At 43.4% G+C, this 24724-nt stretch carries 16 protein-coding genes; 13 read left to right on the top strand and 3 right to left on the bottom strand.

Translation table 11 applies throughout. The features are described 5' to 3' along the window. Positions 1–10 precede the first annotated feature (10 nt). From ACXACS_RS11625 to rmf, 8 genes are all read left to right on the top strand, one after another. Entirely contained in the window at positions 11–2329 is a 2319-nt protein-coding gene (locus ACXACS_RS11625; protein WP_474806716.1) for an efflux RND transporter permease subunit, read from the top strand. Positions 2330–2525: 196 nt separating this feature from the next. After that, positions 2526–7364, top strand: coding sequence for an NAD-glutamate dehydrogenase (locus ACXACS_RS11620; protein ID WP_474806714.1), 4839 nt, complete (start codon positions 2526–2528; stop codon positions 7362–7364). 164 nt (positions 7365–7528) lie between these two features. Further along, a complete protein-coding gene (gene pyrD / locus ACXACS_RS11615) occupies positions 7529–8536 on the top strand; it encodes a quinone-dependent dihydroorotate dehydrogenase (protein WP_474809257.1) in 1008 nt (335 codons plus the stop codon). Positions 8537–8620: 84 nt separating this feature from the next. After that, complete coding sequence (gene rlmKL, locus ACXACS_RS11610; protein WP_474806712.1) at positions 8621–10717, top strand: bifunctional 23S rRNA (guanine(2069)-N(7))-methyltransferase RlmK/23S rRNA (guanine(2445)-N(2))-methyltransferase RlmL; 2097 nt, start codon at positions 8621–8623, stop codon at positions 10715–10717. After that, complete coding sequence (locus ACXACS_RS11605) at positions 10714–10947, top strand: glutaredoxin family protein (RefSeq protein ID WP_474806710.1); 234 nt, start codon at positions 10714–10716, stop codon at positions 10945–10947. The genes rlmKL and ACXACS_RS11605 overlap by 4 nt, the downstream gene beginning before the upstream one ends. Continuing rightward, a complete protein-coding gene (gene uup / locus ACXACS_RS11600; protein ID WP_474806708.1) occupies positions 10944–12884 on the top strand; it encodes an ATP-binding cassette ATPase Uup in 1941 nt (646 codons plus the stop codon). Before ACXACS_RS11605 ends, uup begins: the two co-directional genes overlap by 4 nt. A 12-nt stretch (positions 12885–12896) precedes the next feature. Then, entirely contained in the window at positions 12897–14654 is a 1758-nt protein-coding gene (locus ACXACS_RS11595; protein WP_474806706.1) for a DUF3466 family protein, read from the top strand. A gap of 303 nt (positions 14655–14957) precedes the next feature. Beyond that, positions 14958–15134 (top strand): ribosome modulation factor, encoded by a 177-nt coding sequence (gene rmf / locus ACXACS_RS11590; RefSeq protein ID WP_039220169.1) that lies wholly within the window; start codon positions 14958–14960, stop codon positions 15132–15134. A gap of 99 nt (positions 15135–15233) precedes the next feature. On the opposite strand, the gene fabA is transcribed toward rmf, so the two are convergent. Further along, on the bottom strand, positions 15234–15752 hold the full coding sequence (fabA, locus tag ACXACS_RS11585; RefSeq protein ID WP_025255307.1) for a bifunctional 3-hydroxydecanoyl-ACP dehydratase/trans-2-decenoyl-ACP isomerase: 519 nt from the start codon (positions 15750–15752) through the stop codon (positions 15234–15236). A gap of 207 nt (positions 15753–15959) precedes the next feature. Between fabA and ACXACS_RS11580 the strand changes: the two genes are divergently transcribed. Then, positions 15960–16247 carry a hypothetical protein gene (locus ACXACS_RS11580; protein ID WP_474806703.1) on the top strand — a complete coding sequence of 96 codons (288 nt, stop codon included), beginning with the start codon at positions 15960–15962 and terminating at the stop codon, positions 16245–16247. Here ACXACS_RS11580 and ACXACS_RS11575 read toward each other — a convergent pair. Both ACXACS_RS11575 and ACXACS_RS11570 read right to left on the bottom strand, forming a co-directional pair. Next, a complete protein-coding gene (locus tag ACXACS_RS11575; protein ID WP_474806702.1) occupies positions 16244–17917 on the bottom strand; it encodes a cryptochrome/deoxyribodipyrimidine photo-lyase family protein in 1674 nt (557 codons plus the stop codon). The two genes, ACXACS_RS11580 and ACXACS_RS11575, sit on opposite strands and share 4 nt — an antisense overlap. A gap of 12 nt (positions 17918–17929) precedes the next feature. Then, complete coding sequence (locus ACXACS_RS11570) at positions 17930–19237, bottom strand: DASH family cryptochrome (protein WP_474806700.1); 1308 nt, start codon at positions 19235–19237, stop codon at positions 17930–17932. A 112-nt stretch (positions 19238–19349) separates the two neighbouring features. On the opposite strand from ACXACS_RS11570, the gene ACXACS_RS11565 reads away from it, so the two are divergent. The 4 genes from ACXACS_RS11565 to ACXACS_RS11550 all read left to right on the top strand — a co-directional run bounded on the left by ACXACS_RS11565 (position 19350) and on the right by ACXACS_RS11550 (position 24248). After that, positions 19350–20774 (top strand): cryptochrome/photolyase family protein, encoded by a 1425-nt coding sequence (locus tag ACXACS_RS11565; protein ID WP_474806698.1) that lies wholly within the window; start codon positions 19350–19352, stop codon positions 20772–20774. Positions 20775–20777: 3 nt separating this feature from the next. Then, on the top strand, positions 20778–22316 hold the full coding sequence (locus ACXACS_RS11560; RefSeq protein ID WP_474806696.1) for a cryptochrome/photolyase family protein: 1539 nt from the start codon (positions 20778–20780) through the stop codon (positions 22314–22316). Continuing rightward, positions 22303–22455, top strand: coding sequence for a DUF2256 domain-containing protein (locus ACXACS_RS11555; RefSeq protein ID WP_474806695.1), 153 nt, complete (start codon positions 22303–22305; stop codon positions 22453–22455). Before ACXACS_RS11560 ends, ACXACS_RS11555 begins: the two co-directional genes overlap by 14 nt. Positions 22456–22892: 437 nt before the next feature. Continuing rightward, positions 22893–24248, top strand: coding sequence for a DUF2254 domain-containing protein (locus ACXACS_RS11550; protein WP_474806692.1), 1356 nt, complete (start codon positions 22893–22895; stop codon positions 24246–24248). The last annotated feature ends 476 nt before the right edge of the window (positions 24249–24724 follow it).

Raw genomic sequence — 24724 nt, 5'->3', positions numbered from 1 at the left:
TATAAAAACAATGACCCATTTTCTTGAAAAATTAGTGTTTGGTAACCGCAAAGTTGTGGTGGCACTGTTTGCCATTGCAACGGTTTTTCTTGGTTACCAAGCCTCACAAATGCGTCTAGACGCAGGTTTCGAAAAAAATATTCCGCTTAATCACGAGTACATGAAAACGTATATTGAGCACCGCCAAGATTTTGGTGGGGCCAACAACATCTTAGTTTCAGTATGTGATAAAAACGATAATATTTATAACCAAAATTTCTTCGATACGTTAAAGAACGTTCACGACCAGCTTTTCTTTATCAATGGCGTAAACCGTTCGTTAGTAATTTCACTTTTCTCTCCCTCCACACGCTTCACTGAAATCGTAGAAGGTGGTTTCGCAGGCGGACCAGTTATACCAGCAGACTTCGACTCATCAAGGCCAGAGGCTCTGGAGCTTGTGGCTGCGAACGTGGAAAAAGCGAACATCGTTGGTAGACAGGTTTCAAGTGACTACAGTTGCGCAATGGTAACTGCACAGTTGCTAGACATTGACCCTCAAACTGGTAAGCCGCTCGATACCCTTGCGTTAGCAGCAGAGCTTGAAGAACAGCTGCGCGGCCAGTACGAAAACGAAAATACCTCTATCCATATTATTGGATTTGCGAAAATGATTGGTGATGTGGCCGATGGCGCTAAAGATGTACTACTGTTTTTCGCTATTGCTATCGCAATTACAGCCGTTATGGTGTACTTCTTTTCACGAAGCCTTATGCTTACCGTATTGCCATTGGTTTGTTCAATTATTGCCGTTATTTGGCAGCTTGGGCTTTTGACTTCCATTGGTTTTGGCATGGATCCTATGTCAATTCTTGTACCTTTCCTTGTATTTGCTATCGGTGTAAGCCACGGCGTTCAAATGATTAACGCGGTAGAAAAGCAAGCAGTGACGGGCATTGGCGCGAAACGGGCTTCAATGGCGGCATTTAGACACCTTTTAGTACCCGGCGGAATCGCCTTGTTATCTGATACTGTAGGCTTCATGACGCTACTGGTTATTGATATTGGTATTATTCGCGAGCTAGCAATAACAGCAAGTATGGGTGTTGCGGTAATTATACTTACCAATCTTTTATTACTTCCTGTTCTTATGAGTTTCTTAAAGCTAGACCAGAAGTATGTAGAGAAATTTGCTGGTAAAGAAAACGCAAACTCTAAATTCTGGGAAGTAATTGCAGCGTGTTCACGTAAAAAGCCAGCTGCGTTTATTTTAATTGTCACCGCTATTTTGTTCGTGCTCGGTCATTTCCAAGCGCAAAATATGAAAATAGGGGACTTACACGCGGGTGCACCGGCGCTACATGAAACTTCTCGCTACAATGAAGATACCTTTTTGATCACTGACAAATACGAAGTAACGGTGGATTATATCTCTATACTTGTAGAGACGACGCCGGAAGCTTGTACTTCGCACAGTGTGATGAAAGCCATGGATGACTTCCAGTGGAAAATGGAAAACGTTCAAGGCGTACAGTCTGCGGTGTCACTTGCGTCAGTAGCCAAAATTGTTAATGCCGGTTACAACGAAGGGAACGTAAAATGGCAAGTTCTTCCACGTAATCAACAGACGCTAGTTCAGGCTATCTCTCGCGTACCTACCTCGTCTGGGCTGCTTAATGGCGATTGCTCAGTTATGCCTATTATCCTGTTTATGGAAGATCACAAGGCAGAAACCATCTCTCGCGTTGTTGATGCAGTTAAGTCGTATCGCGATGCGTACCAAACTGACGATATGAAGTTCAGCCTTGCTTCTGGACCTGTCGGCGTAATGGCTGCAACCAATGAAGCAGTAAGCGCGGCGCAAGATCCAATGATGCTTTATGTATTTGGTGCTGTTATCGCGCTTTGCTTAATTAGCTTCCGATCAATTCGTGCTACGTTAGTCGTTGTAATACCGCTATATGTGGTGTCTGTATTGGCTCAAGCACTAATGACTTACCTTCAAATTGGCCTCACCGTTTCTACGTTACCAGTTATCGCACTTGGCGTGGGAATCGGAGTGGACTATGGTATTTATATTCTTTCTACCAAAAGCTTAATGCTGAAGAAAGGTGCTACCGTTCAAGAAGCTTATTTCGCTGCTTTAAAAGAGCGAGGAAGTGCTGTGCTATTTACCGGTATAACGCTAGCTATAGGCGTAAGCACTTGGGTATTCTCTTCACTTAAGTTCCAAATGGATATGGGCATTTTGCTAACATTTATGTTCGTTGTGAACATGCTTGGGGCAATAATTGTACTGCCTGCCTTGGCTAGGTTCCTGTGGTGGAATAAGAACGACCCTGATGCATAAATTATTTTTGCATAGCTACGCATAAAAAAGGGCCTTTAGGCCCTTTTTTTTGGGTGTTTTCTGCATAGTTATCTATGCTGTTAATATAAGGTTAAAAATGGGCTTTCATTAGCGTCATTTATTAGAGAAAATAGTTAGGTACTCGGCACTTATACCAAATTCAATTGGTATTTCGACATTCAAAAAAGGTTAACAAATGACAGTCACCTCACAGCGACACTCAGTACTGCTAGACAATGTATTTGCACTTATTGATAAAAAAGTAGATACCAAGCAGAAGTCTCTTGTGCAGCAATTCGGACGTCTGTTGTATAAAAACATATCAAGCGACGACCTAGAAAATCGCAACGACAGCGACCTGTATGGCGCAACACTTAGTTTATGGAATGGTTTGGCAAAATTTGAATACGCTTCACCTTACGTTCGTGTTTTCAACCCAGAAATAGCTAAACACGGTTGGCACTCAAGCCACACGATAGTAGAGATTATTGTGTCAGACATGCCGTTCTTAGTTGACTCTGTGCGTATGCTACTGAATCGGTTAAACATTACCGCGCATTTATTTCTTCATAGCCCGATCGGCGTTAAACGCGACAAATCGAACAAGGTCGAAACCTTTGCAGAACCAGGTCAAACCCTAGACGGTGCTAAAAAAGAGACTGTCATTTTCATTGAAATCGACAGACAGACATCGAAAAAAGATATCGATGCTTTAACTAAAGAGCTTTACTCGGTAGTTGATGAAGTCTCTTTAGCTGTTGAAGACTGGCAGGGCATGACCAGTACTTTACAAGACGTTATTAAAAATAACGCGAAATACAATTGGCCTGTTTCCGCAGATGCAAAAAAACAGACTAAGGCATACCTTGAGTGGTTAGGTGACCATAACTTTACCATGATGGGATATCGCTATTATGAAGTTAAAGCAATTGAAGGCGATCATAGATGGATACCGAAAAACGACACCAGCTTAGGTCTTCTTAAAAATTCAATAAATGACCGCGAACGTCTGTTATCGAGATTGCCTGCATCAGCAAGAGCTGAAGCGTTAAGCAAAAACCCGTTGATACTGACCAAAACAAATTCTCGTGCTCGTGTGCATCGCCCAGCCTATATGGACTATGTTGGTGTGAAGGTATTTAATAAAGACGGGCAGGTAGTAGGTGAGCATCGCTTTCTAGGGCTTTATTCAGCATCGTTTTATAACAACAGCGTAACTCAGCTACCCATTTTACGAGAGAAGATTAAGCGAATTTGTGAATTATCCGGCTTCGAGCCAGGCACACACGCATACAAAGCTTTTGCGAACATTATAGAAACCTATCCTCGTGATGAATTACTGCAAACACCAGCAGAAGAACTCGCACAAATTGTGATGGGCATTTTTCAAATGCAAGAGCGTGGTATATCTCGTTTGTTTATTCGCAAAGACACGTTTGGCCGCTTCTTCTCGTGCATGGTATTCGTACCAAGAGAGCGCTATAACACTCAGTTGCGTAAAGAGACTCAAGAGCTACTTAAAGCGTCATTAGGCGCTACTGAAGAAGTCGAATTTACCACCTTCTTTTCAGAGTCTGTATATGCCCGTACGCATTACATTGCTAGAGTCAACGACAACAACGCGGAATTCGATGTGAAGGAAATAGAGCAAAACATTATTGAGTTGACCAAAACCTGGAACGACAGACTAGCGTCAGCAATTTCAGCGGCTCACGGCGAAGCGTCTGGCAAGGCGCTTGAGCGCAAATACAACAATGCGTTTTCTCGTAGTTACATGGAGCACAACCTGCCATCAGCAGCGCTGGTAGATATTGGCAAACTAGAGATGCTTGACGACAATCACACCTTAGATATGTTGTTCTACCGCCCACAAGAAGAAGACGCTGAAAGCCAAGTCGTTAAGCTTAAGCTTTTCCACCGTGCAGAGCCCATTCACCTGTCTGACGTACTCCCCATGCTGGAGAACTTTGGGTTACGCGTAATCGACGAAAGCCCATATAAAATCACGTGTTCCCAAGGTGAGCGAAATTGGGTAATGGACTTCACCATGCTGCACAAAAGCGGCCAGCACTTTGATATGGAAACGGCGCAAACCCTTTTCCAAGACGCTTTTGCGAAGGTGTGGTATAAAACACTTGAAGATGACGCGTTTAATCGCCTTATTTTGGGCGCCAATATGACGGGTCGAAAGGTGACGGTTCTGCGTGCCTATGCTAAATATATGCGCCAAACTGGTAGCTCATTTAGCCGTGACTATATTGCAAATACCCTTTCTAACTACCCAGATATTGCCCGTTTATTGGTAGACTTCTTTGACCAACGTTTTGACCCCAAGAATAAGCGTAATCAGAAGAAAGAAGACGCGGTACTTGAGACCATCAAGGCACAGCTAGATAACGTAAGTAACCTTGATGACGACCGTATTATCCGCCGTTATTTGGATATGATGTCGGCAACGCTACGAACCAACTTCTATCAGCCAGACGATGCAGGAAACGAAAAGTCTTACGTGTCATTTAAGATGATGCCAGAGCTTATTCCAGAAATGCCGCTTCCGTTGCCTAAGTTTGAAATTTTTGTGTACAGCCCTCGCGTTGAAGGTGTGCATCTGCGTGGCGGTAAAGTTGCCCGTGGTGGCCTTCGCTGGTCTGACCGTCAAGAAGATTTCAGAACCGAAGTTTTAGGTCTGGTTAAAGCACAGCAGGTTAAAAACACAGTTATTGTCCCTGTTGGTGCGAAAGGTGGCTTTGTTTGTAAAAACTTGCCAGTAGGTGAAGGCCGTGCGGCTATTCAAGCAGAAGGGCAAGCCTGTTACCGCACTTTCATTACAAGCTTGCTGGATATTACCGACAACATTGTTAATGGCGAAATAGTACCACCGAAAGATGTAGTACGCCTTGATGATGACGACCCGTATTTGGTTGTCGCTGCAGATAAAGGGACCGCAACTTTCTCTGATATAGCGAATGGTATAGCTGAAGAGTTTGGTTTCTGGCTAGGTGATGCATTCGCATCTGGCGGAAGCATTGGCTACGACCATAAGAAAATGGGTATTACTGCGCGCGGCGGCTGGGAGTCTGTGAAGCGTCATTTCAGAGAAATTGGTATCGATTGCCAGACTACCGATTTTACCGCTGTGGGTGTAGGCGATATGGCTGGCGACGTATTTGGTAACGGTATGTTGCTATCAAAGCACACGCGCTTAATTGCGGCATTCAACCACTTACATATTTTCTTCGACCCAAGCCCAGATGCAGCAGCAAGTTATAAAGAGCGTCAACGCCTGTTTGAGAATCCAAGCCTAAGCTGGGAAGACTATGACAGTAAGCTGATTTCTAAAGGTGGTGGTGTATTCAGCCGTGCATCTAAGTCAATCAAGCTGACACCTGAAATGAAAAAGTGGTTGGGTACGCGTCAGCTAACGATGACGCCTAACGAGCTTATTCACAACATTCTTAAAATGCCGGTTGATCTACTATGGAACGGCGGTATCGGTACCTATATTAAGAGTAAGAAAGAATCTCACTCTGAAGTGGGCGATCGTGCGAACGATGACTTGCGCGTTAATGGCCGCGACGTTCAAGCTAAAATTGTGGGCGAGGGCGGCAACCTAGGTTTGACCCAATTAGGCCGTATCGAGTATGCCTCTAATGGCGGGCGCGTTAACACCGACTTTATCGATAACGTCGGTGGTGTGGATTGTTCTGATAACGAAGTTAACATTAAGATTTTGCTTAACAGCCTGGTCAACGATGGTGAGCTAACCCTTAAGCAGCGTAATAAGCTTCTTTACGATATGACTGACGATGTCAGCACGATTGTATTGAAAGACTGTTACCGTCAAACCCAGTCAATCTCTATTACTGAGTTAGCGGGTGTGAAGCAACTTAAAGAACAGCTTCGCTTTATTCACGGCCTAGAGCGAGAAGGGCAATTAAATCGTGAGTTAGAGTTCATACCGAGCGATGACGAGATCTCCGATCGCGTAGCAACTGACCAAGGCCTAACTCGCCCTGAACTTAGCGTGTTAATTGCCTACGGTAAAATGGTGCTTAAAGATGCGCTCAATATTCCAGAAATCACTGACAATCCTTACCATGGTAAGCTGTTAGTTGAAGCTTTCCCGAAGGTACTTCGCGAAAAATTTGCAGCACACATGCAGCAGCACCCGCTTAGAAGCGAAATTATCGCCACTAAATTAACCAATAATATGGTTAACGATATGGGCCTTAACTTCGTATTTAGAATGCAGGAAGAAACTGGTGCAAGCGTAGACGAAATTGCAGATGCTTACGCGATTGTGCACGGCATTTTCAACATGGATACGCTGTGGGAGCGCATTGAAGAACTAGACAACGTTATTCCTGCAACACTTCAGCTGAAAATGCTTGATGAAGCGCGCAGAATTATGCGTCGTGCCGCACGTTGGTACATTCGCCATGGCAATAAAGCGCAGTCTATAGAAGAGGCCATTACAAGCTATCGCGGCACATTCGATATCTTGTCGAAAAACTTACAGCATTATTTGGTTGAAAGTGAATATGCCCAATTAGAAGCAGCAACGCAGAAATATATTGATGAGGGCGTACCTCAGGATATTGCTTATCAGGTAGCGAGTTTCTCAAACATGTTCTCAAGCTTTGACTTGGCACAAATTGTAGAGGCTGATAAGCACGACACTGATGTTGTTGCTAAGCTTTACTACCAATTGGGTTCGCGTTTAGAACTTCACTGGTTCTTAGACCAAATTAACAATCAGGCGGTAAGCAACCACTGGCAGGCATTGGCTCGCGCTTCATATCGTGAGGAACTTGATTGGCAGCAGCGCTCAATCGCAGCAAACCTGTTAGCCTCTCGCGAAGATGTGAGCAACGCTGACCAAATTCTAGATGAATGGATTGAAAGTAATCAGGCGCTTCTTAAACGTTGGTATCACATGATGTCAGAGTTTAAGACCAGCACAACGCACGAATTTGCGAAATTTTCTGTCGCTTTACGCGAATTGATGCTTTTAAGCGTGAAGTCTAACCATTAGAATACACGCACCTTAATGATTTAAGCCCTGTTTATCAGGGCTTTTTATTGGCCGATTGGTTATTATTAACTAGCTTTACAGCGTTTTTTGTTAGCAGATAATCTGTAAACGTGAGGCGTAGTAACGACCAACAGACCCTTAATAAGCGAGCGTTAAATACAACCATGCAATCTCTAGTGCAAAAACTCTTACTTCAGTGTGAACCTGAAAAAAGTCACGATTTCACCATTAACTGGTTAAACAAGACACAACATACACCGCTGAAATGGATGTACAGCACACCAACGCTTAAAAAGCCCGTCACTGTTGCCGGCATGACGTTTGATAATCCGGTAGGGTTAGCGGCAGGTCTCGATAAGAACGGTGATTGTATTGATGCGTTTTCAAGCATGGGCTTTGGCTTTGTAGAAATTGGTACAGTTACGCCGCGTCCGCAGCCGGGAAATCCTAAGCCTCGCTTGTTTAGAATCCCTGAAAAGCAAGCCATTATTAATCGCATGGGGTTCAATAACAAAGGTGTTGATCATCTTGTCGAGCAAGTAAAAAAAGCCCAGTTTAAAGGGCCCATAGGCATTAACATTGGCAAAAACAAAGACACCGAAGAAGCGAATGCACTCGACGATTATCTGATTTGCTTAAATAAGGTTTATCCTTACGCAAGCTATGTCACTATCAATATCTCATCACCTAACACACCAGGGCTTAGAAACCTGCAGTACGGTGAAGCGCTTGATAAATTGTTAGTAGGCTTAAAAGCCGCACAAGAAACACTCACGCAAACCCACGGAAAGTACGTGCCATTGTTCATTAAAATAGCGCCTGATTTAAGTGATGTTGAAATTGAAAGTATTGCTGCTTCGTTAATCAATAGCAAAATGGATGGCGTGATTGCTACCAATACCACGCTTTCACGAGATTCGGTTACTGGACTAGAGCACGCTGATGAAATGGGTGGCCTTAGCGGTTCTGTTATGACCGATATGAGTTTGGAAGTAACCCGTAAATTAAATAAGGCACTTGACCGCGCTATACCTATTATCGGCGTAGGGGGCATCGACTCTCCTGAAGCGGCGCAAGCGCGCTTAGATTCAGGCGCATCATTAGTGCAAGTCTACTCGGCCTTTATTTATCAAGGCCCATCTCTCGTTAAACGCATCGTAAACGCGTTATAATACAGCCGAAACAAAGTACACCCGAAACCAATCTCTCGTGTACGCGCTTTACGTTAAGCGCGTACATCAAAAACAGGTACATGAATGAATACTATCCTGGTTACGACCAGTCGCGGTCTTGACGAACTATTGAAACAAGAAGTACTAAGCCTTTGCCCTGATGCACAAATTAAACAGGGGCCTGGTACCATTCAGTTTGAAGGGTCAAAAGAAGACGCTTATAAACTTTGCCTATGGTCACGCTTGGCTAATCGCGTAATTTGGGTGCTAGCGTCCGGTAAAGCAGGCGATGCAGATGCGCTTTACAACACGGCGATGGGCATTGACTGGCAAATGCAGATGGATTCACGTCATACATTATCTGTACAGTTTATTGGAACTAACTTTGCTATCAAGAACACCCAGTTTGGCGCCGTTCGTGTTAAGGACGCCATAGTAGACTCATTCGTAGAACAAGGTTTACCTCGCCCGTCAGTAGAGCGAAAAAGCCCTGATATCTCTGTGTATGCCAGACTGCACCGCGACAATGTAATTTTGGGTATAGACCTAGCTGGAGCAAGTTTACACCAACGCGCATATCGGCAAGAAACCGGTGACGCACCGCTAAAAGAGCATATCGCCAGCGCAATGCTTATGCGCAGTGGTTGGGCAGAGAATACCGAAGCGCCTTTGGTAGATTTAATGTGTGGCTCAGGCACTATTGCAATAGAAGCTGCCTACATTGCTCGAAATATTGCGCCTGGTATAAAGCGTTCATACTGGGGCTTTACTAAATGGCTTGGCCATGAAGCTAAGGTTTGGGATGATTTGGTAGAGCATGCCATTTCAGTTCAAAAGCCAAGCTGTGGCGGTATTTATGCGGGTGACTTCAGCCGTAAAATGGTAGCCATTGCCAAAGCCAACGCTGATTTTGCTGGTGTATTTAACGATATTTCGTTTTCTCAGCAAGATGCTACCACGTCATCGCCGCCAGTCGGCACGCCAGGCTATGTTGTGTCTAACCCGCCATACGGAGAGCGTTTGGGTGAACTTACTTCGTTAATACCGCTATTTAGCGATTGGGGTAAGCGCTTTAAAGAAGCCTGGAAAGGCTGGCACGTGTCGCTTTTAAGTAGTAACCGTGACTTGCTACGTGTATTAAAGCTTCGCGCCACTAAAGACTACGCCATGAACAATGGTAAATTAGAGTGCCGTTTAGCTAACTATGTGCTTGATGAACAAAACACGGTTCAATTTAGTGAAGACGCCGGCAATCATGAGTTTGCTAATCGTTTGAAGAAAAACCTCAAGCGTATGAAAGGCTGGATCAAAAGTGCAAACACGAATTGCTACCGAATTTACGACGCTGATTTACCCGATTACAACGTGGCGGTAGATAGGTATGGCGATTGGCTGGTCGTCCAAGAGTACGCGCCACCAAAAACCGTGTCAGAAGATAAAGCCCGTAAACGCCTGCAAGAGGTATTGTTACACTTACCAGCAGTTACCGGGGTCTCACCTAAGCACATTGCGCTTAAAGTGCGTAGCCAGCAAAAAGGGACTAAGCAATACGAAAAAATTAATCAGTCTGGCGAAATGATGGAAGTGTTCGAAAATGATGCTCGCTTTTTGGTAAACCTGACTGATTACTTGGACACGGGTCTTTTCTTAGACCACCGTAATACCCGTCAAAAAGTAAGAGCTTTGTCAAAAGACAAAGACGTGTTGAATTTGTTTTCTTACACGGGCAGCGTATCTGTATTTGCAGCTATGGGCGGCGCCAAGTCAGTTACCACGGTAGACATGTCGAATACCTACTTGGAATGGGCGAAGAAAAATATAGCGCTTAATAAATTAAGTGGTCCCCATGCCTTTATTCAAGCCGATTGCACCACATGGCTAGGTACGCATAAAGGTAAATATGACCTAATATTTATCGACCCGCCGTCATTTTCAAATTCAAAGCGAATGCAGAACACGTGGGACGTTCAGCGCGACCATGTAAAAATGCTTACCGACGCTAAAGCCTGCTTAAAAGAGCAGGGAACCATCATTTTTTCTAACAATAAACGTGGTTTTAAGTTAGACGAATCAGCCATCAGTGACCTTGGCTTGAACATTGAAAATATCACCCACGAAACCATACCCGAAGATTTTGCCCGTAAGGGCAAGATACACCAGTGCTGGATTCTACGTTCATGAAAATTTATTTCTACACCGGGCCCCAATGTAGTCTGTGCGACTTAGCCGATGTTGAGCTTCAGCAAACGTCCATGTTTTCATCGCTTATTATTGAAAAAGTTAACATTCGTACAAGTACCGAGCTTTATCACTTGTATGGCGCTCGTATTCCAGTGTTGAAGCGGGCCGATAATTTAAAAGAAATTGGATGGCCCTTTAGTGCCGCCGATTTAGAGGAGTTTCTTCAGTGAGCATTTTGCAGTTAAAAAACATCACTGTTATCTATGGAAATCCACCGCTTTTAGACGGCGTTGAGTTAGTTGTTCAGCCTAAAGAGCGTGTGTGCTTGGTTGGTCGCAACGGTAGCGGTAAATCTACCCTTATGAAAGTTATCGCAGGCGATATCATTGCAGACGATGGACAGCGTATTATTGAGAATAATACGGTTATTGCGCGCTTAGAGCAGGACCCACCTCAAACGACAGATGTAACTCTGTTTGACTATGTTGCTGAGGGGTTATCTGACGTAGGTGAAACGCTAAAAGCCTATTTCCATCAAACTCGCATTGTGGGTGAAGACCCTAGTGAAGCTAACCTAAATAAGCTTCAACGGTTACAAGAACAGTTAGAGGCCAGAGACGCGTGGCAGTTCGAGCAGCAAATAGAACAAACGCTTACCATGCTTAAGCTTGACCCTGAGATATCGTTATCAACGCTATCTGGGGGCTGGCGCAGAAAAGCAGCTCTAGCCCGTGCGTTAGTGCGCCAACCAGATTTATTACTGTTAGACGAACCTACTAACCACCTTGATATTGAGATGATCCGCTGGCTTGAATCGAGCTTGAGCAACTATCAGGGTGCTATTGTGTTTGTCAGCCACGACCGTGCTTTTATACGCGCCATGGCCACACGTATTATTGACCTAGATCGCGGCTCTGTAACTAGCTACCCGGGTAATTACGAAACCTATCTTGAGAAAAAACAGCACGATTTAGACGTTGAAGCGTCACAAAACGCTGAATTCGATAAAAAGCTAGCGCAAGAAGAAGTGTGGATACGACAGGGCATTAAGGCGCGCCGTACCCGCAACGAAGGCCGAGTAAGAGCGCTGAAAAAGCTCCGCGAAGAGCGTAAAGCGCGCCGAGCGGTGCAGGGCAATGCCGTGGTTAACCAACATCAGGGCGCTCGCTCTGGAAAAATGGTGTTTGAAGTAAAAGATTTAAGCTACAGCATTGAAGGCAAACCCATTGTTAAAGGGTTAAACCTGAATGTTTTGCGTGGTGACAAGCTTGCCCTTATTGGCCCTAACGGTAGCGGTAAAAGCACACTAATCAAACTATTGTTGGGCGAATTGCAACCCGACAACGGCAACTGCAAACAAGGCACCAACCTTGAAGTGGCATACTTTGACCAACATCGCTACGGCTTGGATTTAGAAAAGTCTGTGATAGACGCGGTAGGCGATGGTAAGCGCGACCTTACGGTAAACGGACACCCGCGCCACGTGATAAGTTATTTGCAAGACTACTTATTTACGCCAGAGCGTGTAAATGCGCCGGTGAAGTCACTGTCAGGTGGTGAGAAAAACCGCCTTATGTTGGCCAAGCTCATGCTAAAACCAAGCAACGTTTTGGTTCTCGATGAACCAACCAACGACTTAGACGTTGAAACCTTAGAAATGCTTGAAACCTTACTTAACGAGTATACTGGCACCGTGCTTTTAGTGAGCCACGACAGGGAATTCGTTGATAACGTTGCCAACAGTAGCGTAGTTTTTGAAGGTAACGGTCTGCTTCGCGAATTTATTGGGGGTTTCACTGACGTAGAAAACTGGTATAAAGAGCAACAGGAAAAACGTCAGCAAATCGAAAAGGAAGAGAAAGCCAAGGTAAAGAATGAAACTAATTCAGCTTCAGACAGTCCTAGTGCTAAGTCTTCTCCCCGTAAGACGAAAAAGCTATCATACAAAGACCAGCGTGAACTTGAGTCCTTACCGAAAGAACTAGAAACACTTGAGGAAGAACTTGAGGCTATGCAAGAAAAAGTCAACGACCCAGACTTTTTCAAACAAGACAGTGACGTTACTGCCAAGGCGTTAGCCGAACTGGCAGATAAAGAAGAATTACTTTCCCAGAAATATGCGCGCTGGGATGAACTAGAAAGTATGCTGGAAGATAATCAGCAGTAAATAGGATTTTAAATGAAACGAACTCAGCTTGCCGCCGCCGTTCTGTTGGCAACAGGAAGTGTTTCGGCATTTGCCGCGACCTATTCAGTGACGCCTCTTCCTTTACAGGATACCGCTAGAAACAATTTTGCTCGTTCAATTGATAATTCAGGCAAAATGCTGTCTGTAGTGCAACTTGAATATAACCCACCTGTAGATGTGGAGCAGTTAGAAGAAGATACCACTTTCTTCGATGTTAACGGTGAAGATTTAGAAAACGAAGATGATGCACGTCAAGGTGTATTCACTGATTCAGATTACACGACAATCGTTAACTATCTACTCTCGTCTAGTACTGCGACCACTGGTCAGAAATTAGCGCCTTACAGAACCTTCTTAACTGACACCCAGGATATTTCTTTGGTGCCAGGCTTAGACGAAGTCACTGAAAAATTTGATGATTACACCCGTTCGGTTGAAGCGATAGGCAGAGACAGCTTAAACGGCAACTTTGTAGTAGGTGATTCGTCAGGTTTAGTCGTTTTAGACCCATACGAAAATGAAGATGGCGATACCATTAATTACACTTATGCAGAATCGGCGCAGCAAGGTTTTATACAAGCATCAGGTGAGTCTAAAGCACTACCAGCTGTAGACACCACAGCCGGCGGCTTCTCTTCGGCCCGTGCAATTAATGCAAATTTACAAGTAGCAGGCTTCAGTACGGTCAGTTTTCAAGACGAAGTAGATGAAGCTATTGAAACTTGTACTGACGACGAACTGCGTGGCGATCAGTCTGAAGGGCGTTGTCTTTTCACCATTTACAATGGTGACTTTGCAGTACCACGCATTTCTAGTTATTTCTTGAATACTTCTACGAACTATTTGCCTGGCTTCGTTTTATTGTCAGAAGTTAACGCCACCATATGGCAAGTTGACGTTAATGGAGACGTGATTAGCACTGACACTTACCCATTACTGTTCGAGCCGGATGAAGACGATACAGCACACTACTTTACCTACGCTTATGATATTAATGAACAAGGTATTGCGGTGGGCGAAGGGCTAACTGGCGATCGCGTTACGATTACTCGACCTAACCAATCTGGCTTGACTGAAAGTGAGCGCGTTGCAACTGTATTCAGAGATGGCGAGACTATTGAACTTCTCCCTCGCGAAGAAAACCTTATTAGCCAAGCAATTGCAATAAACGATGAGAACTGGGTAACTGGTGCTGTGCTTCGCTCACAAAGCGATATCGCTCGTTCTCGCCTTTTTGTTTACAACTTAGATACTCAAGAACAAAAATACCCTGATGGCTTTTTCGTAAGTGCCGGTGTTACTGCGAACGCAATTAACAATAACAACATCGTGGTGGGTAAGGCAGATGTCGATGCGACAAGCGACACGCTACGTGAAACCGCTGCATTTATGTATAACATTGATACTGAAGAGTTTTTGGATCTCAATGATTTAGTCTCGTGTGACAACACTTACGAATTAATCGAAGCGGTTGATATCAACGACGACAACGAAATTATCGCTAATGCGCGTATTAAAATAAACAGTAAATATGTAACCGGCGTCGACATCATAAACTCAAGCGGTGAAACAGACCTGGTTGATTCTGTTGTTGCGGTTAAGCTATCTCCAATAGCTAATGGTTCCATTGACGATTGTGAAGTACCTGAAGACGAACAGCCTTTTGAGCGCAGCGGCGCATCTACTGGCTGGTTCGCGTTCTTTGGTTTGTTTGCCGCTGCTTTTGTGCGCAGACGTTTTAAAAAATAAATAACCTCGTCATTTAAATTTATGATGAGTTTAATAAAGCCACATTCGTGTGGCTTTTTTTATGCCCAAAAAATGCAAAAACAGACATATTTATGCATAAAAAATGTAATATAAATTTCATAGAAACTTCATTTATTTAACGATTGTCAAGCGTTTTAATTTTATATTTTTCTTGAACCATTTTGTTAATTGCACTATCACAGTAATGTACGCAATCACTTTTCCGGCACTATCAACCGATATGATGTAGAGCGCTCGAGAAAATGATTTGTTGTACGTCCAACAAACAAAAGAGGCTAATCAATGAAAAGACAAAAAAGAGATAAAATGACTCGCGCTCATTCTAAAGGCTATCAAGCTGGTATTAGCGGTCGTTCAAAGGAAAATTGTCCATTTCAGCAAAACGATGCACGTTCACAGTGGTTAGGTGGATGGCGTGAGGCAGTAGAGGATAGACATTTAGGTTTAAGCGTTAAATAACACTTCTCTTTTATGAACTGATTATGCAAAAAGGAAAGCCCCTAGAAAGGGGCTTTTTTGTGTTTATCGATTTAGTATTTAGCGTCGATTAAACAGCGATTAAAAATTCGAAGTATCTTGGAACAAGCCCACTTTCAAATCTTTCGCGACATAAATTTCTCGCCCGTCGACTTCAACCGAACCATCAGCCATACCCATGAAAAGTTTACGTTTAATTACGCGCTTCATCGTAATTTTATAGGTAACTTTTTTTGCTGTTGGTAGAATTTGACCGGTAAACTTCACTTCACCAACACCTAGCGCACGCCCTTTACCAGGCCCGCCGCTCCAGCCAAGGAAAAAGCCAACAAGTTGCCACATTGCGTCTAGGCCAAGGCAGCCTGGCATGACTGGGTCACCTGGAAAGTGGCAGTCAAAAAACCATAAATCTGGGTTAATATCTAACTCAGCGATAATCTCGCCTTTGCCATGTTCACCGCCGTCTTCAGTAATAGAGACAACGCGGTCCATCATTAACATATTTGGTGCAGGCAGTTGACTGTTACCCGGACCAAACATTTCACCACGGCTACACGCCAATAAATCTTCTTTGTTAAAGCTACTTTTCTTCTCTGACATTCCCAACTCATTGTTGTTATTTAAGTTACATTCTTAATTTAGCGAACACTTGTACGCTAAACAACTCTGAACAGTCATTTTTCTGAAGAAAAACGCGTGCTACTATACTAACTATAAATTTAATCCGTACAAATATCGCCCCATGCGTGCAATTTATAAACAGCGATTAAACTACGCTCCACAATATAGTATTTGTGTGTGAAAACTATGACAGAACAAACAACAAAAAAAACCAGTAGAAAAAGCCCTGCAGATAGAGCGAAAGCGAACGCTGATAAACAACGACGTTTTAGAGAAAGACAAAAGGACGCCGGCAAGAAGCTAGTGAGAGGGTACGTCAGCCCAGAAGCGAAAGCATGTTATGACGAAATTCGCGAAAAAACGGGTTGGACCGACAGCGAAGCCATGTCTAACGCTATGCGTCTAATGTATGCGGCCTATAAATGCGGTCAAATTAAACTCTTAAACGAGTGGCTGAGGAAGAACAACCGTTAGGCTGTTTTTTCAATTTGCGATTTGAGCCACATTCGGCTTGGACTATTTTGCATGGTATGGCGCCTGACAATACGCTGCGCTTCTTTTACCACATCATCGCGCTCGCGATAGTCCCATAAACGTCTCGCTGTTATACGGTTATTCTCTGTAATATCAATAATGGGCAGCACATAATCTTGTTTAACCTCAAAACCAAGCATTTGCGCTTCTAATGGCGGTAGGTCGTAGGGCGCATGAACGGCTTCATTAGGTAGTTTAGCCAGCTCTGGCACCCACTTCTTAATAAATACGCCATCAGGGTCTAACTTTTGTGACTGTGTTACCGGGTTGTACAGCCTTACGGTATGGATACCCGTCACACTTGCCTGCATTTGTATTTGGGGGTAGTGGATCCCCGGCTCAAAGTCTAAAAACTGAGTTGCAAGGTAATGTGCGGCTTTCAGCCAGTGTACGTTTAAATGGTGGCATAAAAAACTCGTTACCATTGCCCGCATCCGAAAGTTTATATATCCGGTCTGTCGTAGCGCTCGCATGCAGGCGTCTATCAAAGGATAGCCTGTACGGCCAATGCTCCAGAAATAGAAACGTCGCTCAGCTTCCGGCCCGTCTATAAAAGGGAAGTGCTCATAAGCACGGTTCATTGGGCGCCACTCTATACTGGCTTCACTCTCAAAATTTTGAATAAAGTGGCAGTGCCAATGCAGCCTAGATGTTAAAGCGGATAGGGCGCGACTCCACTGTTTGCGCTGTGGTGTTGGTAAAGCCTTCTTGGCTTGTTTTTCCAGCTGAACGCTTTGATACACCTGCTTGATAGAAATATTGCCCCATGCGAGATAAGGGCTTAGTCGCGAACATGCGCGTCGTGCATACTCAGGTTTTGAAATATGTTGGTGATAATACTGTCCACGGGAGCTGAAAAAGTCTTTTAAAACCTGCCAAGCACGCTTTTCACCACCAGGTTGCATAGAAACTATATCGGGTGTGACTTCAATTTCACTCTGTTCAGCCTTTAATGCTTTATCATTAATACAATTCGTACACGCCATGGGCAAACTAAGCGGTGACGGTTTAAGTTCAGCTATCTCATCAATGGATTTCGACGCTTTTAAAATATCTGAAAACTCTCGCCAGTTAACCCATTTAGCTGTTTCTATATCAAAATCATAGGTGGCGGTTTCGAAATGGAGCTCCCAGTTTTGCTGCCATTGTTCTCTATGAGGCAGACCACGCATTACTGCACCATACTGATATTCGGCGAGCATAATAGATTTATGTATCAGGTGTTTAGCAACATTAACATCGCGGTTATGCGTAACTGAAAGACCAATTTCTTGGTAACTCCTAACCGCACCAATGTTGTAATTTTGAGCAATAAGTTCAAGTGCATCTATTACTTCACAGTGCAAGGTCAAAACACGTGCATGAGCGGGTAATTGGCTATTAATGTCATCGATACTCTGCTGCATAAATCGCCAATGGCGAATGTCCATATGCGGGTCTGCAATAAGCGAGGGCTCCCAGCAAAATAGTGGGAGCAGCTTTTCTCCTGCCTCAATAGCGCGATAAAAAGGCTCGTGATCACGTAAGCGAAGGTCTCGCTTTAACCATATAACCGTGACTGTCTCTTTTGAGTTATTTGAGTTAGCTTTTTTTAAGTTATCTGACGCCATACAGTTAAATAACTACAGCCATTTATTACGAAATTCGCCTGCCGGATCGTAAATTTCAGTTTGCTTTTGCAGGTTGAATTGCCTATGCCCACGAGGATCACTACCGACACCCGCAAGATAAAGCCAATTTCCCCAGTTACTTCCAACATCAAAATCTACTAATTGATGTTCAAACCACGCTGCACCATATCGCCAGTCTTGTCGAAGTTCGTGTACAAAGCAGCTAGCGACAAGCTGCCTACCGCGGTTCGACATATAGCCTGTCTTTGCAAGTTGTCGCATACACGCGTCTACAATAGGGTATCCGGTATTGCCTTCACACCACTTCGCAAAGGTCTCAGGACAATGTGAAGTAGTAGGTGTTTTACCTTGAATGCCACTAAAGCGAAACCATTTAGCGCCATACTTACACTGCAGCCAGTGAAAAAATTCTCGCCACAAGAGTTCGAAATAAATCCAATAAGTGGAATCATTTTTTTCAACGGTCTCTTCAAAGTTATGTACTTGCCTCATCACTTCGCGCGCAGAAAGTGAACCATTTGCTAACCAGGCAGACAGTTTTGTACTGTCTTTCCATGTATCTAGTGCATTACGTGTTTCCTTGTAGGATGCCGCAGCATGCCAGTCAAATAGATACGTGTTTAGGTGAGATAGCGCTGCGGTTTCACCACCAACGAATGACGATTCAGACGGTTTCGGTAAATCGAGGTCAATACTGGATAGAAAAGACGCGTCGAATGTTGGTGTGAAAGGGCTAGGTAAGCACTCTGGTGTAGGATGAACCGCTAACGGTTTGCAATGTTTCTCTACTTTGCGTCGAAACGGACTAAAAACATCGGGCATCTGTTCAATACTAAACGGGAATGTTTGAGCGTCAAAAAGACCAAACGTCGAGCGTTCGACAACGGTTAGTGAGTCAAAGAAACGTTTTACTGTATTTAATTCTGCGGTTTCATCATAACCACAATATTGACTCACTCCAAGGTGAGTGTACTGCCCCGACTTTAACAACTCAACTAGACACTGAGCGGCACTGCCTTTCGCAACAAGTAAATCGTGTCCTAACTTTGCTAATTGGCGTTTTAAATCTGACAATGTCTGAAGCAGAAAAGTACGTCTGTGCTCGCCCATTGGATTAAGCCCAAACGCGTTGGGCGTAAAGTTCTTATCATCTAATATATAGACGAACGTAACTTGGTCGACCTTTTCGCATAACGCGGAAATAGCCGCATTATCGTGCAGCCGTAGGTCGTGCCTGAACCAGAATAGTCCTCTGTTATCACTAGATTCAGGCTTATCGTTGGAATGCTGATTTATCATACTAATTTTAAGCGTTATTTTTGATAATTTGACGGATCTTGAATCCGCTTTTCTACGTAAGACATTAGATACGAATAATATTTAAATTTGGCGCAACGCCTGAGGAAAAAAAGTGACCGTTCCCGTTAGTATCATGTGGTTCAGACAGGACCTACGCGTAAAAGACAATCCGGCATTAAATGCAGCTTGTGATATGGGCAAAATAGTCCCCATCTATATTTATGATGATACAACCCCTGACGGAAGAGTCCCTGGAGGTGCCAGTAAATGGTGGCTTCATCATTCTTTAGCTTCTCTGAATCAGCGCCTTAATGGCCACCTACAAATTTTTAAAGGCAACCCAAAGGATATCATTTCAACATTAATGAAATCCTTTGACGCAAAAGCTATCTTTTGGAACCGGTGCTATGAACCATGGCAGATAAACCGCGACAAAGAGATTAAGCAATTTCTCATTGATAGTGATTACGAAGCGCACAGCTGCAATGGAAGTCTTTTATGGGAGCCAATGAAAGTGCTCAAAAAGGACGGCACGCCTTATCGCGTATTTACTCCTTATTACAAGAAAGGTTGTTTACAAGTAGAAGAGCCGCGATACCCCAAAGCACCACCAGCACGGATAACTTATGCAGACGTAGAAAATGAAGGTATTGAATTAGCGTCGCTAAACTTACTGCCTACTATCAACTGGGACGAGACTATTTCGAAAGAATGGTCGCCAGGCGAAGACGGAGCTGCTGATAATCTAGCAGATTTTATTGAAAATTCTGCGCGTAAATATAAAGACGGACGAGACATCCCTTCAGCTCGCGGCACATCGCGCTTATCACCCCACCTGCATTTTGGCGAGGTTTCACCCAACCAAGTGTGGTATGCGATAAAAGATAAATTTGGTAATAGTGAAGACAAAAGCATTGAAACCTATTTGAGCGAGTTAGGGTGGCGTGAGTTTAGCTACTACTTGCTATTTCATTTTCCAACGCTTCCAAATAAAAACTTCAACGATAAGTTCGATAAATTTCCCTGGCGTACAGATGCGAAGGCACTTGAAGCGTGGCAAACAGGAAAAACGGGGATTCCTATTGTTGACGCCGGTATGCGAGAACTATGGCAAACAGGCTATATGCATAACCGCGTGCGCATGATTGTTGGCTCGTTTCTGGTTAAAAACTTATTGCTAAGCTGGCATGAAGGAGAGCGGTGGTTTTGGGATACGCTGTTAGATGCTGACCTTGCCAGTAACAGTGCTAGTTGGCAGTGGGTCGCGGGTTCTGGTGCAGACGCTGCACCTTACTTCAGGATCTTCAACCCAATATTACAAGGAGAGAAGTTTGATAAAAAGGGCAACTATGTGCGCAAGTATTGCCCAGAATTGAACAAGCTATCGGATAAGTACATACACAAGCCATGGGAAGCACCTAGTGCAATACTAAAAGATGCAGGGATTGAACTTGGTAAAGAATATCCTAAGCCGCTAGTTGATTTAAAAGCATCACGGCAGCGTGCTTTAGACGCATTCCAACAAATAAAAGAGTAGGGTATGGCAGCACTTATTTTAGTTTTAGGCGATCAGCTTACCGAAACCTTACCGGCTATTACCGATGCTGTAAAAAGCAAAGACACCATTTTAATGGCGGAGGTTCGTGAAGAAGCCACTTACGTAAAACATCATAAGAAAAAAATTGCGTTTTTATTTAGCGCTATGCGCCATTTTGCTAAACGTTTGCGTGATAAAAACTATAACGTTAACTACGTTCACTATACCGATAGCGCTAACAAAGGCGACTTACTTGCCCAAGTTAAACACGCATTAAGCGAAAAGGATTTTGATGAAGTAAAAGTGACCATGCCTGGTGAATACCGCTTGTTAAAGAGTATGGAACAATGGGAACACGTGCTTGGCATACCCGTTACGATCTGCGATGACAATCGATTTCTATCCACGCCCCAAGAGTTTACTGACTGGGCGGAAGGTAAAAAACAGCTTCGCATGGAGTTTTTTTACCGTGAAATGCGCCGTAAACACAACGTGCTCATGGATGGGAAAAACCCTATAGGTGGTAAGTGGAATTACGATGCCCAAAATCGTGAATCTATGCCAGAAACCGAAAAAGTGCCTAAGCACACCACATTCGACATTGACGATATCACTTCAGATGTTATCAAGTTAGTAAAAAACGAATTCAGCGAACATTTTGGCGATATTGATAGCTTCCACTTTGCGGTAACACGAGAAGACGCCCTTACCGTTTTGAATACCTTCATTGAAGAAAGGCTGCCAAATTTCGGTCAGTATCAAGACGCCATGGTCGAGGGAAAGCCTTGGCTTTATCATTCTCATATCGCGTTCTACCTAAACTGCGGGTTATTAACCCCGAAAGAAGCCATTCAAGCCGCCGAGCAAGCGTACCATGCTGGGCAAGTACCTCTTAATTCTGCCGAAGGGTTTATTCGACAGATACTGGGCTGGCGCGAATATGTGAGAGGCTTTTATTGGCACTTTATGCCGAATTTGAAAACCGACAATTATTTCAATAACGCTCGCTCGTTGCCTTCGTTCTTTTGGGATGCGCAAACCAATATGAACTGTATGCGTCAATGTATCAAAGAGACCCAACAAAATGCCTATGCACACCATATACAGCGGCTAATGGTGATTGGCAACTTCAGCTTATTAACCGAACTGAGCCCCGAAGAAGTACAAGCGTGGTATTTACTTGTTTACGCTGATGCTTATGAATGGGTTGAGCTGCCCAATGTAGCGGGAATGATCTTGTACAGCGACGGAGGAAACTTAGCAAGTAAACCTTACGTCGCTAGCGGTAGCTATATCAATAAAATGAGTAACTACTGCAAAAACTGTGGCTACCAGGTTTCGAAGAAAACAGGACCAAAAGCTTGTCCCTTTAACTACCTTTACTGGCATTTTATAGATAAGCACAAAGAAAAGTTAAGTAACAATCACCGTATGGCTATGATTTATAAAACCTATGGGCGGATGAAAGAAGAAAATATAGAAACCATGAAACAGGACGCCACGATATTTTTATCAAAGCTAACCAAAAATGAAGAAGTCTGACTTACCGACCAAAATGTGCCCGGTCTGTGATAGGCCGTTTACTTGGCGCAAGAAATGGGAGAAAAACTGGGAAAACGTACGTTACTGCTCAAAGCGCTGTGCTTCAACCAAAAAGAAAGCCCAAACCAATTTGGGTTAACCTAGCGGGAATAAACGGGTAAATTAAGAATACTAGCGCTTCTTAATTTGCCATGGTTATATCAAATCAAATCAGAGCACGAAATTATCCTCTACACCAGAAACCTAAGCGCAGCCGCATAGGTTTCAATGCAATTATTCCAGCCGCCGCAGCTAATGCTCTTACTCGAAGGAACATTAGCCGCCGATTTGGATAACAGGGCACTAATAGTTGAAGCAACTTACTTCTTAGTTTACGACCTTTCGGTAGTCGCCGCATTTTTTAGTAAAATGGGGTTAAAATGATAAATGTCATGGTAAACACGCAAGTGACCTTTGTTTTTACATATGGTTTAAACATGGTTTTACGTACAGCTCCCATCTTATGAATGTAAGATAAATCAGAAATCTAATAACTTTCGTACTTATTAGTGAAAAGTTAACTAATAAGAGAGCAACGTGGAAGCCCCGATAACCGTAGATAGACTCAGATTCCTTATTTATAGCCTAAAAGAAAAGCTTTGGGTGAAACCTCTCGGGTTTTGCCTTCTTTCTATTTTTGCAGTGTTCCTCGCCAAATTGGCCGACGGCACTTCACTTGCCGAACATATCCCTGAAATTAAACCGGAATCTGTAGAAACACTGCTTTCAATAATGGCATCGAGCATGATGGTTATTGCCACATTCTCAGCAGGTACTATGGTTAATGCCTATGCATCAGCGAGTCGATCATCTACGCCTCGTTCATTAAGCCTTATTATCTCTGACGATGTATCGCAAAATGCATTATCGGTCTTTATTGGTGCATTTATTTATAGCGCAGTAGCACTTACTGCAATGACTCAGGCTTTCTTTAATGAAGCCGGACTTTTCATTTTATTTTGCTTAACGTGTCTGGCATTTGCGATAGTGATTTTAACTTTCATTCGATGGGTAGATAGCGTCGCTCGGTTAGGCCGTGTGGGATCTACGCTTTTAAAAGTGGAAGCCGCTACTACACGGGCGATAAAAAATAGAATAGATAGCCCATGTTTGGGTGCTGTACCCCAAGAGCAAATAAAAGAGCAGGGGAGTTACGCTATTTTCACCGAAAAAGTAGGGTATATCCAGCTAATCGATATCGCAAAGCTTCAATCCCTTGCAAAAAGCGAAGACTGCTTTATCAATGTAACCTTACTCCCTGGTGAATTTGTTACGCCAGAGCGCCCGTTGGCGTATACAAACAAAGATATCAAAAAAGATGAGATTGTCGGCGCTTTTACCATAGGCGAAGCGCGATCGTTTGAAGCTGACCCCAGATTTGGATTTATTGTTCTAGCTGAAATTGCATCTCGTGCATTGTCACCATCGGTTAATGACCACGGTACAGCGATAAATGCCATCAGTAGTATCACCAGGCTAATGTTACTGTGGCACACACCGGTGCAAAAGGAACATGGTGGTGAGAATAATAATGACGAGCCTAGCGCCAATCATAATTCTCAGCAAGTTAGCAAAAACGACAATAAACAGAGCCATACTAAAAGCAACATCAAGTATAACCGGGTTTCTTTATCTAAAATAAGTGTGGGCGATTTATTCGATGACGCTTATACAAGTATTGCTAGAGATGGTGCAGCTAATATTGAAGTAGCGATACGAATTCAAAAATCGCTTAACACTATAAAAGCCTGTTTCGATAACAGCGACATAGAGCTGGATAAAGACTTCAAAAACGCAGCGAATAAATTAGCTAAACAGAGTTATGAACGCGCGAAACTAGCATTAAATTACGATGGAGATATAAAGCGAATTGAACAAGCTTATAAGGAATGAGGCTAAACCCGCATTTAAGCTTGTAACTGAAAGCTAATGCGGTTTTTTGAATTTATTGTTGAGTATTACCTTTATTAAAACAACAAACTAAGTATTTGGAAAAGCACAGAAAAACGCTCAACCTTAAATGGAAATTGGTTTGAAGCTTTCTAATTACGTATTCATTTTATGTATTCTGAATTTCTATATTTGCAAACCTTGAGTAGAAACCAATTTAGCTCTCAATGTAATCATAATTATTAAATTAATCGTAGTTCTTAGGCTAAATCGCTAAAAGTTTTAACGTAACGCTACGTGAATGAAATTATATTTTGTGAGGTGTAGTACATCAGATTTCACGTAGCGCACGATTTTATTTTACGACTCAATTTATCAGTCCCAAATCAAAGCATCTCTGTAAGTTTTAATTAAAAGCACCGACATAAGTGCGATATTCACGAACAAGCCTAAAACCTAACACTGGGTCAACACAGCAG

It is taken from the genome of Alteromonas sp. AWM4_230 (assembly GCF_056158305.1).
The sequence above is the reverse complement of the archived record's forward strand: the minus strand, read 5'-3'. Positions and strand labels throughout refer to the sequence as shown.

Excerpts from the sequence above, each read along its gene's own strand:
- ACXACS_RS11595 (WP_474806706.1), top strand. The coding sequence starts at position 12,897 with ATGAAACGAACTCAGCTTGCCGCCGCCGTTCTGTTGGCAACAGGAAGT.
- fabA (WP_025255307.1), bottom strand. The coding sequence starts at position 15,752 with ATGTCAGAGAAGAAAAGTAGCTTTAACAAAGAAGATTTATTGGCGTGT.
- ACXACS_RS11575 (WP_474806702.1), bottom strand. The coding sequence starts at position 17,917 with ATGGCGTCAGATAACTTAAAAAAAGCTAACTCAAATAACTCAAAAGAG.
- ACXACS_RS11570 (WP_474806700.1), bottom strand. The coding sequence starts at position 19,237 with ATGATAAATCAGCATTCCAACGATAAGCCTGAATCTAGTGATAACAGA.
- ACXACS_RS11560 (WP_474806696.1), top strand. The coding sequence starts at position 20,778 with ATGGCAGCACTTATTTTAGTTTTAGGCGATCAGCTTACCGAAACCTTA.
- ACXACS_RS11555 (WP_474806695.1), top strand. The coding sequence starts at position 22,303 with ATGAAGAAGTCTGACTTACCGACCAAAATGTGCCCGGTCTGTGATAGG.
- ACXACS_RS11580 (WP_474806703.1), top strand. The coding sequence starts at position 15,960 with ATGACAGAACAAACAACAAAAAAAACCAGTAGAAAAAGCCCTGCAGAT.
- pyrD (WP_474809257.1), top strand. The coding sequence starts at position 7,529 with ATGCAATCTCTAGTGCAAAAACTCTTACTTCAGTGTGAACCTGAAAAA.
- ACXACS_RS11605 (WP_474806710.1), top strand. The coding sequence starts at position 10,714 with ATGAAAATTTATTTCTACACCGGGCCCCAATGTAGTCTGTGCGACTTA.
- ACXACS_RS11625 (WP_474806716.1), top strand. The coding sequence starts at position 11 with ATGACCCATTTTCTTGAAAAATTAGTGTTTGGTAACCGCAAAGTTGTG.
- rmf (WP_039220169.1), top strand. The coding sequence starts at position 14,958 with ATGAAAAGACAAAAAAGAGATAAAATGACTCGCGCTCATTCTAAAGGC.
- ACXACS_RS11620 (WP_474806714.1), top strand. The coding sequence starts at position 2,526 with ATGACAGTCACCTCACAGCGACACTCAGTACTGCTAGACAATGTATTT.
- rlmKL (WP_474806712.1), top strand. The coding sequence starts at position 8,621 with ATGAATACTATCCTGGTTACGACCAGTCGCGGTCTTGACGAACTATTG.